This is a genomic window from Microcoleus sp. FACHB-SPT15 (assembly GCF_014849525.1).
In the GTDB taxonomy this organism is placed as follows: domain Bacteria; phylum Cyanobacteriota; class Cyanobacteriia; order Cyanobacteriales; family Coleofasciculaceae; genus Symplocastrum; species Symplocastrum torsivum.
In genome coordinates this window covers 43,409-58,966 of the sequence record NZ_JACJNU010000047.1, presented here as the reverse complement: position 1 = coordinate 58,966, position 15,558 = coordinate 43,409, and the positions used below count along the sequence as shown (strand labels likewise).

Here is a 15,558-nt window from a genome sequence, read left to right as displayed (position 1 = left end):
GGTAACTTCTTGTCTAAATTTGAATAGGTTAAAAATAAAAGTTCTGATAACTCCTTGACGAGATTAAAAGAATTGCTGTATCTTAACGAAGTCTAATCGAAAATAACTATCAACAAGCTCATGGAAGACCTCAACTAAAAACCTCATCAGGAAACACCTTGACCCTGAGGTCACTATCTTGCAAGTTTTTCCTTGACTGCATAGGTTCACAAGACTAAAAAACAGTACAACAGTAGTGCAACCCCGTAGAGTTGCAGACTCACACTGCCAAGCTAAAGCATATTGAAGTGAACAAAGACCTGTTCCGAATGCTGGTTCAAGCATCCAGGTTCCTAGTAGGGAGCCTTAGCTAAAAGCTTTTGCTAACAGTTCTGGCATTTTCCCACTGCGCTCAGTGATACAAATTCACTAAATACTTCCTGTAGATACTTTTCTTATTTTCCTTTAATACAAGGGATTGACGAGACAAATGTATAGCGCACTAAAAGTGAAATAGTATAACTGCCAGCGAATGTGATCTGCGCTTCTCCTGTCGGAGACGCTACGCGAACGCAGCAGCGCTTCGCTATCGCTAAATCAATACTTCTTAGCCTTGACGGAATTGGGTTGAATTAGGTCGCCGGATTCAAAACGTCAGGATTGCATCGAGTCGAGTACGGAAAGTAATATGACTCAATCTTTCAATGAATATCCAGAAATCCTCCACAACGGCTCAACTTGGGTGGATCTTCTGCGCCAAAGAACTTTATACCAACCCGAACAACTGGCTTTTACCTTTTTGCCGGATGGAGAAACAGAAGGCGAACAGCTAACCTATCGAGAATTGGATCGGCGCAGTCGAGCGATTGCATCTCAACTTCAGGCTTTGGGTTTAAGTGGCGAACCTGCCTTATTGCTTTATCCCCCAGGACTCGATTATCTGGCTGCATTTTTCGGGTGTTTGTATGCAGGAGTCGTCGCGGTTCCAGCTTACCCACCTCGGAACCAACGCAACACGCCCAGAATACAAGTGATTTTGGCAGATGCACAGGTGGCGATCGCACTCACGACAACAGCAGTTCACTCCAAGGTGCAATCCCTCCTCACTGAAAAAGCTGACTTGGGGAATTTACAGTGGCTGACGACGGATAACCTGGCGAGTGGGATAGAAGAGAATTGGCAAGAGCCGTTTATAAAAAAAGATACATTAGCATTTCTGCAATACACATCGGGTTCTACAGGAACACCCAAAGGGGTAATGCTGAGTCATGGCAATTTGCTACACAATGCCGCCATGACTTACCGCGTAATGGAGCATTCGCCCAGCAGTAAATTTATTTCGTGGCTGCCAGCTTACCATGACATGGGACTTATCGGTGGCATCTTGCAACCACTGTATGGGGGTTTCCCGTGCATCTTAATGCCTCCAGCCGCATTTCTTCAGCGTCCTTACCGCTGGTTGCAGGCGATTTCACAGTATCAAGGCACGACAAGCGGTGCGCCCAATTTCGCCTATGAACTATGTATTCATAAAATTACACCAGAGCAACTCGATACGCTGGACTTAAGCAGTTGGGACGTAGCGTTTAACGGTGCTGAGCCGATTCGGCAGGATACTCTAGAGCGATTTTGTGCAAAATTTGCACGTTGCGGCTTTCGTCCTTCAGCCTTCTATCCTTGTTACGGGATGGCAGAGGCAACGTTGATGGTTTCCGGTAGCCTCAAAAGCGCTCCGCCGACTGTCAAAACTGTCCGAGTAGATGCTTTAGAATGCAATCAGATTATCGAAGCTGATGCTGATAACGAGGACGTTCGCACCTTGGTTAGCTGCGGTCAAAGCCTGCCAGAGCAGCAAATTGCGATCGTTCATCCTGAAACATTAACCCGTTGCCAACCTGATGAGGTCGGTGAAATCTGGGTATCCGACCCTAGTGTGGGGCAAGGATATTGGAATCGCCTGGAGGAAACAGAGCAGACATTTCGAGCTTACCCATCAGATACGGATAAAACTGCGAAGAAAGAGCCTTTTTTGCGAACTGGAGACTTAGGCTTTTTGCATGATGGGGAATTGTTTGTTACGGGTCGAGTTAAAGATTTAATTATCATTCGCGGTCGCAACCTTTACCCTCAGGATATTGAACTGACTTCAGAACGCAGCCATTCAGCCTTGCGATTGGGCAGTAGTGCAGCCCTTTCCGTTGAGGTTGAGGGTGAAGAACGGCTGGTGGTGGTACAAGAATTGGAGTTTCGCCAGAAGCCGGATGTTGAGGAAGTCATCGCTGCCATTCGTCAGGCAGTGGCTGAAGAACATGAAGTGCAAGTTTATGGAGTGGTTTTAATTAAGCCTGGGAGCATTCCCAAAACCTCCAGTGGCAAAATTCAGCGTCGCGCTTGTCGAGGCAAGTTTCTAGCAGGCGAACTGGATGTGATCGCTAGCAGTATTCTAGATACTTCTATTGTTGTAAACAACGAGAGGAGTCTAACCCGTGAAACCCTACTGACAGTAGAACCAGAGGAACGCCAACAGCTTTTGGAGTCTTATCTTCAAGAGCAAGTAGCGCGAGTGTTGAGAGTAGCGCTGTCTGCGATCGATTGTCAGTCACCTTTAAGCCGCTTTGGTCTTGATTCGTTAATGGTCTTCGAGCTAAAAAACCGAATTGAGGTTGATTTTGGGGTAGAGGTTGCGATCGCAGATTTCTTTGAGGGTACTAGCATTACCCAACTAGCAACAAAAGTCCTCAAGCAAGTGACAGCAGCGGATTGGAAGCCCGTATCGCTGTCCATCGACCGAGTTGAGAAAACCTCTGCCGTTCATCCTCTTTCTTTCGCCCAGCAGCGATTGTGGTTTATCGACCAGTTGGAGAAAGGCAATCCCGCGTATAACATTTCTGTGGGAATTCGCCTAAAGGGTTCGCTGGATGTGACGGCGCTGGAGCGGAGTTTTAATGAAATTGTGCGGCGACACGAAGCACTGCGAACTAGCTTTAGCATTGCAGAAGGTCAACCCGTTCAAGTCATTGCTCCTTCTGTGACAGTGACTCTACCAGTGGTGGATTGCCAACAACTTCTCGAATTGGAGCATGAGTCCCGATACTGTTCGGATAAAGCCGACCTAACCCCCCCTACCCTCCTCACTAAAGCTCCGGTTCCCTACAAGGGAAGGGGGGAGCAATACTCCCCTCTCCTGCAAGGAGAGGGGCTGGGGGAGAGGTTAATCGAACAGTATTGGCATGAGTCCGAAGTACAGCGTATCGCTACCGAGGAAGCCCAGCAGCCTTTTGACCTGACGCGAGAACCGTTATGGCGGGTCAAGCTGTTGCGCTTGGGTGAACAGGAACACGTACTGCTGCTGACCTTGCACCACATTATCGGTGATGAGTGGTCGGTCGAGGTGTTCATTCGAGAGATGGCAGTTCTCTACAAGGCATTCTTAGCTGGCAGTCTCTTACCTCTACCGGAACTGCCCGTTCAGTATACTGACTTTGCCTATTGGCAGCGGCAATGGCTTCAGGGAGAGTTACGGGAAACTCAACTTGCCTACTGGAAACAACAACTTAACGGTGTTCCTTCAGTTTTGCAACTGCCTACAGACCACCCGCGACCTGCTGTTCAAACATATCGAGGGGCGAGTCAATCGCTGGAGTTACCCAAATCACTAGCTGATGCGATCCAAGTGCTATCCCGCCAAGAGGGTGTCACACCATTCATGGTACTCCTGGCAGCATTTCAGACGTTGCTCTACCGCTATACAGGACAGGATGATATTTCTGTAGGCTCACCAATTGCCAACCGTAACCGTAGAGAACTCAGCTCATTGATTGGCTTTTTTGTCAACACTCTAGTGCTGCGAACCGACCTGGGAGGCAACCCCAGTTTTCGGGAACTCCTCAGTCGAGTGCGTCAGATAGCTTTAGGAGCCTATGCTCATCAAGATTTGCCCTTCGACCAACTCGTAGAGGCGCTGCGACCCGTAAGGGATGCCAGCTATACGCCACTGTTTCAGGTGTCATTTGCGCTTCGGGAGGCTCCGCAGTTGGAGGAGGTTCCTGGATTGGCGTTGAGCCTGTTAAACGTAGAAACGTTTACGGCGCAATTTGATTTAAGCCTGTTTGTTGACATTACAGAGCAAGGATTAATTGCCTCATTTGAGTACAATACTGACCTGTTTGAGGCTGCGACAATCACCCGCATGTTGGGGCATTTTCAGAACTTGCTCTTAGGCATTGTCTCTAATCCCGACCAACGGCTTTCGGACTTGCCACTGTTGTCGGAAGCGGAGCGGCATCAACTGCTTGTTGCTTGGAATGATACACAGGCGGAGTATCCCACAGATTTATGTATCCATCAGCTATTTGAGGCACAGGTAGAACGAACACCAAATGCGATCGCTGTAGTCTTTGAGAACCAGCAACTAACTTACCAAGAGTTAAACAATCGAGCGAATCAGCTAGCACACTATCTGAAACAGTTGGGCGTGAAACCAGAGGTGCTAGTAGGTCTGTGCGTAGAGCGCTCCTTGGAAATGGTAATTGGGCTTTTAGCTATCCAAAAAGCAGGTGGAGCCTATGTACCACTAGACCCCTCCTATCCTAAAGAGCGGTTGAGCTTCATGTTATCGGATTCACAAGCATCGGTACTGTTAACTCAGCAGAAGTTAGAGGCAGTGTTCCCTGAGCATCAAGCGCATGTAATTTACTTAGATAAAGATTGTTGGGAACTAACTCTCACTCAGAGTGAGGAGAATCCCGTCAGCGAGGTCAAGCTCGAAAACTTGGCTTATGTGATTTACACTTCCGGATCTACAGGAAGGCCGAAGGGAGTGATGATCTCTCACCGAGCGATTTGCAATCACATGTTCTGGATGCAGATGTCCTTCCCCTTGAGTGAGACAGACAAAGTCCTACAGAAAACTCCGTTTAGCTTCGATGCATCGATTTGGGAGTTCTACGCACCGTTGTTAGTAGGAGCGCAGTTAATCGTAGCTCGACCAGGAGGCCATCAGGACAGTGTTTATCTAACCAAAGTGATTGCTGAGCAGAAGGTTACTACTCTTCAGCTTGTACCATCCTTGCTGAGAATGCTCCTAGAGGAGGGGAGACTCGAAACCTGTAACTCTCTAAGACGAGTCTTTTGCGGGGGTGAAGCTTTGCCTGTCGAGCTACAAGAGTGCTTCTTTGCTTCTCTAGATGCGTCCTTGCACAATCTCTATGGACCTACTGAAGCTTGCATCGATTCAACCTTTTGGACTTGTAAGCGCAAGGGTGAGCAACAAACTGTTCCTATAGGTCGCCCCATTGCCAATACGCAAATCTATATCTTAGACCCTCATCTGCAACTAGTTCCCATTGGCGTTCCAGGCGAACTGCATATTGGTGGTGACAGTCTCGCCCGAGGCTATCTGAACCTTCCAGGGCTGACTGATGAGAAGTTTATTCCGAACCCATTTAGTGATGAACCCAAGGCACGACTGTACAAAACGGGGGACTTGGCTCGCTACAGACCTGATGGAAGTATCGAAATTTTGGGGCGGATTGACCACCAAGTCAAGCTCAGGGGCTTTCGGATCGAGCTGGGAGAAATTGAGGCGGTGTTGGTCAAACATCCGGCGGTGAGAGAGGTTGTGGCTCTGGTACGAGAAGATCAACCTGGTGAAAAACAATTGGTGGCGTATGTCGTTTCCAATCAAGCTCGGACACCCACGACCAGTGAATTGCGAAACTATCTGAAAGGGCAACTGCCTGAGTATATGCTGCCTTCTGTCTTCGTGCTTCTAGATACCTTGCCGCTCTTGCCCAACGGGAAAGTGGCTCGCCGTTCCTTGCCTGCTACCGATGGCTTGCGTCCGACGTTAGCAGCAGCGTATGAAGCTCCGCGTTCTGAGACGGAGAGAGCGATCGCTAGCGTTTGGCGAACAGTGCTGAACGTGGAGAAGGTGGGTGTCAATGACAATTTTTTTGACCTCGGCGGTCATTCATTACTGATACTTCAGGTTAATCGCAAACTACGGAAAGTTCTGAATCGAGATTTATCAGTTGTAGAACTATTTCAAAACCCAACCATCAACTCCTTAGCACAGTATTTAAGTCAAAAACCAGAGGGACAACCTTCTTTTGAGCAGACGCAGAATCGGATTCAGAAGCAAATAGAGGCGCTCAACCGACGAAAACAATTTTTGTTCAAGCCAAAAAACCTTCAATAGGAAAGTCATTAGACTTGAAAATTTATTAGAAAGTAAAAAGATTAACTTTGGGTGGTGAGCATGATGATGAAAATTGAATCGTTAGGAACCAGCTCTGCGAAAATAATATATGGTGAAAATCACACAGATCTTCTGACTTTATCAGTCCAGGAAGTTTTAAATCTGTTCGAGCCATCTGGTGTTCTTCTGTTTCGTAGGTTTGGGGTTACTCCTACGCAGATGAGAGCATTTTCCGAAAAATTTAGTTCTAGGTTTGTTCTAGAGCCAGCAAGGCGAATTGTTGATTCCAGCGGCAACGGGTTTGTTCAGTTGGTAGATGAAGGAATGGATTATGTCCCCCCTCATTGCGAACATGCTAGTAGTCCCTTTCGCCCTGATGTTGTTTGGTTTTGCTGTGGTGTTCCTGCTGCCCAGAATGGAGAAACTTTATTCTGGGATGGAGTACGGGCTTGGGAAGAGTTGAGTGAAGAGGTGAGACAACTGTTTCTTTCCAAGAAGATTAAGTTTAAACACCATTTTCCAGCTATAGCTTGGAAAATATTTTTCGGTTCAGACACCACAATTGCTGATGTCGAGCGGGCGCTGAATGACCTTGATGGAGTAAATTACCTAATCAAGGATGACCATTCTATCTATATGGAATATACCTGTTCGGCTGTGGTAAAAACTAAGTTCAGCAACCAATATGCATTTGCCAATAGTATTCTATATAATCACAGAAATAAAACAGTCTTTTTTGAAGATGGTTTACCGTTTCCTGATGAAGTTATCGAGGAAATTCAGACTGTCATGAATAGATTGATGGAAGTCATACGATGGCAGAGCGGTGATTTAGTCATGATTGACAACTCAAGGTTTTTGCACGGTCGCACAGCATTTGATGATACAAAACGACAGGTTTTTTCTGCCTTAAGCTACCTTAACGGTTCGCCTTGAAAACATCAAATAAATCTTGTTTTGCGATAGAAATGATGTAAAAAAAACATTATTTGAGTTCAAATAGTTTTTGATAGTGGGATTTCAATGGGTAGTGCAGAACCATACGATTCAATTGAAGGAATAGCCATTATCGGCATGGCAGGTCGTTTCCCTGGAGCCAAAAATCTTGAGGAATTTTGGCAGAATTTGCGTGATGGAGTGGAATCAATTTCCTCCTTCACTGATAAAGAATTAATTGCTGCGGGAATAGACCCAGCCGTGCTTAGAGAACCCAATTATGTAAAAGCGGGTGCAGTCTTAGAAGATATCGAATTATTTGATGCTTCGTTCTTTGAGATTAACCCTAGAGAAGCTGAACTAACAGACCCACAACATCGCCTATTTTTAGAGTGTGCTTGGGAAGCCCTCGAAAGTGCTGGTTATGACTCCCAAAAATGTGAAAGTCGGATTGGTGTTTACGCGGGTGCCAGCCTGAGTAACTATTATTCCTTTGATTTAAACCGCGATCGCATGGGTTCGGCGCAATGCTACCAGACGGTAATTGGTAATGACAAAGATTTCCTCACAACCCGTATCTCTTACAAATTAAATCTCAAAGGACCGAGTATTACCGTTCAAAGCGCCTGCTCTACGTCATTGGTTGCTACTGCGATCGCCTGCCAAAGTTTGCTGAATTATCAGTGTGATATGGCGTTGGCGGGTGGGGTTTCAATTCGAGTACCCCAAAAAACGGGCTATGTGTACCAAGAAGGAGGAACGTTATCGCCTGATGGTCATTGTCGCGCCTTTGATGCCAAGGCTAAGGGAACAACGATTGGGAATGGTTTGGGCGTTGTTGTTTTAAAGCGGCTATCGGAAGCGATCGCAGATGGCGATTGTATTCATGCTGTGATTAAAGGTTCAGCCATTAACAATGATGGTTCTCGGAAAGTTGGGTATACAGCGCCGAGTGTGGACGCTCAAGCAGAAGCGATCGCAGAAGCAATAATGTTTGCGGAGGTTGAACCCGAAACAATCAATTATATTGAGGCGCACGGCACTGGAACCGCCTTGGGCGATCCAATTGAAATTACAGCGCTGTCCAAGGTTTTTCGCGCTAGGACTGAAAAAAAGGCTTTCTGTGCGATCGGTTCGCTTAAAACAAATATCGGTCATTTAGATGCAGCAGCAGGCATCGCAGGACTGATTAAAACGGTTCTAGCCCTCAAACAGCAATCCATACCACCGACGCTGAATTTCGAGCAACCCAACCCCCAGATTGATTTCGCCAACAGTCCTTTTTATGTCAATACAACACTTTCCCACTGGAAAGCAGGGCTGACTCCTCGCCGTGCTGGCGTGAGTTCATTGGGGATGGGTGGAACCAATGCCCATGTAATTCTTGAAGAAGCCCCAGTGCTGCCAGCGTCTAGCCCTTCTCGTCCTTGGCAATTGTTGATACTTTCTGCCAAAACCGACTCAGCACTAGAAACGGCTACAACAAATCTCGTACAACACCTAACCCAGCATCCTGAACTGAACTTAGCGGATGTCGCTCATACGCTTCAAGTGGGGCGCAGAGAATTCAATCATCGTCGAATGGTGGTGTGCCGGGATATCGAGGATGCCGTTAATGCGTTGGAAACGCGAGATGCTCAACGAGTTTTTAACTATCTTCAAGAACCGTGCAACCGTCCTATCGCCTTCATGTTTCCCGGACAGGGAGCGCAGTATGTGGATATGGGCAAGGAACTTTACCAGACTGAGGCGACGTTTAAAGAGCAAGTTGATCGCTGTTGTGAATTGCTCAAACCCTATTTGGGGCTGGATTTGCGATCGCTTATTTATCCAAGCGAGTCTGAAGCTGAAGGTGCAGCAGAGAAACTGAAACAAACCGCGATCGCTCAACCTGCTTTGTTTGTCATTGAGTACGCCTTAGCTCAGTTGTGGATGTCATGGGGCATTTCTCCTCAGGCAATGATTGGTCATAGTCTTGGGGAATATGTCGCAGCTTGCCTCGCTGAAGTCATGTCTCTTGAAGACGCTTTAGCTCTAGTTGCGGTTCGCGGACGGCTGATGCAGCAACTCCCAACAGGAGCAATGCTTGCTGTTTCACTGCCTGCGAGTGAGGTTGAATCCCTACTCGATAACCAATTATCTCTAGCTGCCAGCAATGCTCCAGCCTCGTGCGTGGTTTCGGGAACCCATGACGCTATAAATGCCTTTCAAGACAAGTTATTAGCCAAAGGGATAGACTGTCGCCACCTGCATACTTCCCATGCGTTTCATTCCCCGATGATGGATGCCATTTTGGAACCCTTTATCGAGGAAGTTAAAAAAGTCAAACTGAATCCTCCTAAAATTCCTTTTGTCTCCAACGTCACGGGAACTTGGATTACTACTGCACAAACCACAGAACCTAGTTATTGGGCACAGCACTTACGCCAAACGGTTCGCTTTTCATCGGGTATCACCCAGTTACTGCAAGAACCGAATCGCATCTTGTTGGAAGTTGGGCCTGGATGTACCTTGTGTACCTTCGCCAAAAAGCATTTCAACCGGGACGATGGGCAGGTTGCGATCGCCTCGTTACGTCATCCCAAGGATGAACAGTCTGATGTTGCATTCTTGCTGAATGCCTTGGGCAAGCTGTGGCTGTCTGGAGTCGAGGTGGATTGGTCAAGATTTTATACCCATGAACACCGCCATCGCCTTCCCTTGCCGACGTATCCGTTTGAGCGTGAGCGTTACTGGATTGAACCTCAAAAACGGGCGGATGCGATCGCCTCTGGCGCTGGCGCTACTGCGCCAATCGCTTCAACTCAAGATTCACTGACCAAAAAACCGGATATTGCTGATTGGTTCTACGTTCCTGTTTGGAAGCAATCTGTATCTCCAGCGTTGCTCGGACACACAGAGGTGGAGACTCAAACCTCTTGTACGCTCGTGTTTGTCGATGAGTGCGGTTTGGGTGAAGCGCTGGTAAAACAGCTCGAACTTGAGGGTTCGGACGTAACTACTGTGAGTGTTGGGTCAGAGTTGACAAAACTAAACGAGTGTGATTATACCCTTAACCCCCGACAAAGCGATGACTATGATGCTTTACTCAACGAACTTTTAGCACAAAACAAACTGCCCAAAACGATTGTTCATTTATGGAGCGTCACGCCATGCGATTGGCGCAGTAGCGCCAGCGCCAAAGGCGATCGCAAAATATCAGAACTCAAATCCCTTGAGGAAAGCCAAGCAAAAGGATTCTACAGTTTGCTGTTTCTAGCCCAGGCACTTGGGAAACAAAACACTACTGATAAGTTTCAAATTACGGTCATCTCCAACAATTTGCAGTCAGTGACAGGACTTGAAAGTTTATATCCGGAGAAGGCAACTGTACTTGGAGCTGTTAAGGTTATTCCGCAAGAATATCCAAACATTAGCTGTCGCAGCATTGATGTTGAGTTAACCTCTCCCCCAACCCCTCTCCTCGTAGGAGAGGGGAGCAATACTCCCCCCTTCCCTTGCAGGGAAGGGGGGCTGGGGGGGTTAGGTTTGCCCGATCCGAACAGTATTCCCTCAAAAGGAACTTGGGAAGAACACAACCTTACAAACTGCCTGCTAGCAGAACTGACAGCCGAATCCTCTGACTCAGTTATTGCCTACCGAGGTTTGCATCGCTGGGTACAATCCTTTGAACCAGTTCGATTGAATGCAACTCTTGAAGGGACACCAAAACTGTTAAAGGAAGGTGGAGTTTATCTAATTACAGGTGGACTCGGAGGCATTGGGCTGGCTCTGGCGGAATATCTAGCGCAGACGGTACAAGCAAAACTAATTCTCGTAGGGCGTTCAGCATTGCCCAACCGAGATGAGTGGGAAAAATGGCTGGTTACTCACACTGAGCAAGATAGTGTCAGCCGCAAGATTCGGAAAGTGCAGGAACTTGAGAAGTTGGGGGCTGAGGTTTTAGTTGTCAGTGCTGATGTGACTGAACTTGAATCAATGCGAAGTGCGATAGCGCTAGCGCTATCGCCAAGGGCGATCGCAACTGCACAGCAACAGTTTGGCCAGATTGATGGAGTCATCCATGCAGCCGGAGTTCCTGGGGGCGGCATGATTCAGCGCAAAACACTGGAGGAAGCTGAAAGGATTTTGGCTCCCAAAGTCAAAGGAACGCTGGTTCTCCATGAACTCTTCAAAAATACCCAATTGGATTTCTTAGTTATCTGCTCATCACTCAGTTCAATTCTGGGGGGATTTGGGCAAGTAGACTATGCGGGAGCTAACGCCTTTCTTGATGCCTTTGCTCACTGGAATTACTCCAAACATGGCACGTTTACTACATGTATTAACTGGGATACCTGGCAAGAAGTCGGGATGGCAGTTAATACAGCCGTGCCACTCAAACTTCAACCTTTGCAGGCAGAGAATCTTAAAGAAGGAATTTTGCCAAACGAAGGTGCAGAAGCATTGGGTCGTATTTTGGGGGTTAAAGTGCCTCAAGTTCTGGTATCAACTCGTAATTTTCAGATGCGGGTGGAGCGAGAGAAGGATTTGGGCGAATTACTGTACTCGGAAATTCTAGACACAGCGAACCTACCCGAACCGACACACTCACGACCTCACTTGAATAATGCTTACATTGCTCCAAGAAATGAAATTGAGCAAACACTAGTCAATATCTGGCAAGGGTTGCTGGGGATCGAAAAAGTAGGGATTTACGACAACTTCTTTGAACTTGGGGGAGATTCCCTGATGGCTGTCCGAGTGATTGCTCAAGTTCGAGAAGTCTTCCAGATAGAACTGTCTCTATCAAGCTTGTTTGAAAACCAAAATGTGGCGGGTATGGCGGAGTCTATTGAGAGAGTTCGCGGGACAGTTCAACAACTTCAGTCTTCTATCAGTACAGTGCTTGGCGATGGAGCGAACGCTAGCACCGAAGATGAGCGCGAGGAAATTACATTATGAAACAAACAATAGAAGAATTTCTCTCCTATCTGAGTAACTTAGATATCAAATTATGGGTGGATGGCGAACGTTTGCACTGTAGCGCTCCTAAGGGTGTGTTGACAGCAACGTTGCAGGCTCAACTAGCTGAGCGCAAAGCCGAACTCCTAACATTTCTCAATCAATATAATTTCGATCGCTTAAGCGCTCGTTACCAACCTCTTCCAACCCTAACGCCCAATTTAGCGGAGCGATACGAGCCATTCCCTCTCAATGAAATGCAGCAAGCCTACTGGATTGGCAGAAATAGCTTCTTCGAGGGAGGGAATGTTGCCATCCATGTCTATACCGAGATTGAAAGCACTGATTTAGATTTAGAGCGATTCAATCTGGCATGGCAGAAGTTGGTCGAACGTCACGATATGCTGCGAGCGATCGTGCATTCTGATGGACAGCAGCAGGTTTTAGAACGGGTTCCTCCTTATCAGATTCAACTGTTGGATCTGCGGCGACAAGACTCGGATACCATGGCCTCTAAATTGGAAGCGATTCGCGATCGCTTATCTCACCAAATTCTGCCGATTGACCAGTTCCCCCTGTTTGAGATTTGTGCGACTCAGCTCGATGACCACCATTTTCGCCTACATATCAGCGTAGATGGTTTGTGCGTTGACGGCTGGAGCGCTCAGGTACTTTTGCAGGATTTGGTGAAATTCTACCAAAATCCCGACGTTACCCTGCCTGCTCTAGAACTTTCATTCCGGGATTATGTTCTAGCAGAAATTGCGTTCCAAGACTCCCCAACGTTTCAACGCTCCCTAGACTATTGGCAGAAGCGTCTTCCCACATTACCACCAGCACCGGATTTACCCCTGGCAAAAGCTCCCGGTTCCCTGACACAACCTCAATTTAAGTGTTGGGATACGAAACTGGAGCCGGAAATCTGGCAACCCTTGAAGCTGCGTGCCGCTAAAGCCGGTTTAACGCCCACTGGAATTTTGCTTGCTGCGTATGCTGAGGTGCTGGCGCTTTGGAGTAAGAGTCCCCGCTTTACCATCAACGTGCCACGTTTCAATCGTTTACCGTTACATCCTCAAGTCAACGACATCATCGGGGAGTTTGCCTCATTTACGTTGTTGGAAGTGGACAATTCCGGGCAAGAGTCGTTTGAGGTTCGAGCCAGACGATTGCAAGAACAACTCTGGAAAGACTTAGAACACCAGTATGTCAGTGGGGTAAGAGTACTGCGAGAACTATCAAAAGTTCAGGGCAGGACTTCAGGTGGAATTGCACCCGTTGTATTTACCACGACCCCTCAAAGCGTAGGCAGCCATTTGGATTCTTCAAGAGCCTCCTTATTCAAAGAATTGGGAGAGGTGGTTTACACCATTAGCCAAACGCCTCAAGTTTGGCTGGATTGTCAATACATGGAGGCAGAAGACTCCCTGTTTTTGAACTGGGATGGAGTGGAGGACTTGTTTCCTGCCGGACTGGTGGACGATATGTTTGATGCGTTCTGCCGTCTTTTAAGGCGACTTGCAACTGAGGAGGAGGCTTGGCAGGAACAAAGGCGGCAGTTAATACCGCCCAAACAGTTGGAACAGCGAACAGCCATCAATGACACCACCGTTACCATGCCAGAAACGCTGGCTCACACCTTGTTTGCTGCCCAAGTGTCTCAGCAACCCCAGCAAGCGGCTATCATTACACCTCACCGGACTCTTAGCTACGAAGAGTTGTACCGTCGCTCGAATCAAGTTGGTCATCGATTGCGGAAATTAGGTGCATTGCCTAACACCTTGGTTGCGATTGTGATGGAGAAAGGTTGGGAGCAAATTGTCAGTGTGATGGGTGTGCTGGCATCTGGTGCTGCCTATTTGCCCATCGATCCGGGATTACCGAAAGAACGCCTTTGGTATCTGCTGGAGAATGGCGAAGTGAAGTTAGTTTTAACTCAGTCTTGCTTGCGCGATCGCTTGGACTTGCCAGAAGGAATTCAGTGTCTGTGCTTGGATAACGAGGAACTAGCTGGTGAAAGCGACAAACCTCTGGAACCCGTCCAAAAACCTGATGACCTTGCTTATGTTATCTATACCTCCGGCTCAACGGGTTTACCCAAGGGCGTTATGGTGGCCCATCAGAACGTTGTCAACCTAGCGCTTCACACTAATGAATCTTTTAATGTAAGTGCTAGCGATCGCGTACTAGCAGTCACCGCTCTGAACCACGACCTATCTGTTTACGACATTTTTGGTCTTTTGACGGCAGGCGGAACGCTCGTCATCCCCGACGCTTCAGCGCAACGCGACCCAGCTCACTGGCTCGAATTAATGCAAAAGGAACGGGTAACAGTCTGGAACTCCGTGCCTCCAATGATGGAGATGTTGTTAGACTATGCCGCCAGTCGTTCTGACGTGCATCTTCCAGACTTGCATCTGACATTTCTGGGAGGCGATTGGCTTCCAGTCACGTTGCCCAATCGGTTGAAGGCTCTGACAACAAACGTTCGCGTCATCAGTATCGGTGGACCAACCGAAACCACAGTTTGGAATATTTGGTATCCCGTTGAAGCCGTTAACCCAGACTGGAAAAGCATTCCCTACGGTCGCCCCATCGCCAACACAAAATACTACATTTTCAATGAAGCGTTGGAAGACTGTCCTGTTTGGGTTCCAGGAGAACTCTACTGTGCTGGGATGGGGCTAGCTAAGGGGTACTGGCGAAATGAAGAAAAGACTCGCGCTAACTTTATCAATCATCCCGTCACAGGGGAACGGCTGTACAAAACGGGAGATTTAGGGCGCTATCTGCCGAACGGCAACATCGAGTTTTTGGGACGAGCGGACTTCCAGCTCAAAATTCGGGGCTACCGAATTGAACCTGGGGAGATTGAAGCCGCTTTAGTACAGCATCCAGCCGTTCAGGTGTCAGTTGTTAAGGCAGTTGGCGAACAGCGCGCTCAAGAACGCCTGGTGGCTTATCTGGTTTCAGACCAAGAGCAAGCCCCTGCGCTAGATGAACTGCGAAGTTTCTTGAGGCAGAAGCTACCGGAATACATGATTCCCTCTGTTTTCGTCTGGCTGGATGCCCTGCCCCTATCGCAAAATGGCAAGATAGACCGTCAAGCTCTTCCTGAACCTGACACCATCATTGCCAACCCAGAAAAATCCTTTGTGCTGCCTCATACCTCCCTTGAGAAGGTCATGGCAGGTATCTGGTCTGAAGTTCTAGGTGTAGAACAGATTGGCATTTACGACAACTTTTTCTTGGATTTAGGGGGAAACTCCCTGCTAGCTACTCAGGTTATGGCTCATGTCCGCGAAACCTTGCAGGTTGAGCTACCCCTGCGACATTTCTTCGAGTCACCTACCGTAGCTGAACAAGTAGCTGTAATTCTCCAAGACTCAGCCCAGCGAGCCAAAGTTGAAGCCATTGCTCAACTGGTGTTGAGTCTGGCTGAACTTTCGGATGACGAAGTGGACAAAATGCTGGCTGAAAAGACACTAAGTTAATCGAGGCAT

At 47.8% G+C, this 15,558-nt stretch carries 4 protein-coding genes; all 4 read left to right on the top strand.

The genetic code is table 11. The features are described 5' to 3' along the window. The first annotated feature begins 667 nt into the window (after window positions 1–667). The 4 genes from H6F98_RS32790 to H6F98_RS15410 all read left to right on the top strand — a co-directional run bounded on the left by H6F98_RS32790 (window position 668) and on the right by H6F98_RS15410 (window position 15,549). Window positions 668–6,178 carry a non-ribosomal peptide synthetase gene (locus tag H6F98_RS32790; protein ID WP_199348538.1) on the top strand — a complete coding sequence of 1,837 codons (5,511 nt, stop codon included), beginning with the start codon at window positions 668–670 and terminating at the stop codon, window positions 6,176–6,178. Between the two features lie 60 nt (window positions 6,179–6,238). After that, window positions 6,239–7,114, top strand: a complete 876-nt coding sequence (locus H6F98_RS15420) for a TauD/TfdA family dioxygenase (protein WP_199348535.1) — start codon at window positions 6,239–6,241, stop codon at window positions 7,112–7,114. An 87-nt stretch (window positions 7,115–7,201) separates the two neighbouring features. Beyond that, window positions 7,202–12,058 (top strand): type I polyketide synthase, encoded by a 4,857-nt coding sequence (locus tag H6F98_RS15415; RefSeq protein ID WP_192219587.1) that lies wholly within the window; start codon window positions 7,202–7,204, stop codon window positions 12,056–12,058. Then, window positions 12,055–15,549, top strand: coding sequence for a non-ribosomal peptide synthetase (locus H6F98_RS15410; protein ID WP_192219586.1), 3,495 nt, complete (start codon window positions 12,055–12,057; stop codon window positions 15,547–15,549). Before H6F98_RS15415 ends, H6F98_RS15410 begins: the two co-directional genes overlap by 4 nt. The last annotated feature ends 9 nt before the right edge of the window (window positions 15,550–15,558 follow it).

What these genes read in the sequence shown, in the direction of transcription:
- H6F98_RS32790 (WP_199348538.1), top strand. Translation starts at nt 668, where the DNA reads ATGACTCAATCTTTCAATGAATATCCAGAAATCCTCCACAACGGCTCA.
- H6F98_RS15420 (WP_199348535.1), top strand. Translation starts at nt 6,239, where the DNA reads ATGATGATGAAAATTGAATCGTTAGGAACCAGCTCTGCGAAAATAATA.
- H6F98_RS15415 (WP_192219587.1), top strand. Translation starts at nt 7,202, where the DNA reads ATGGGTAGTGCAGAACCATACGATTCAATTGAAGGAATAGCCATTATC.
- H6F98_RS15410 (WP_192219586.1), top strand. Translation starts at nt 12,055, where the DNA reads ATGAAACAAACAATAGAAGAATTTCTCTCCTATCTGAGTAACTTAGAT.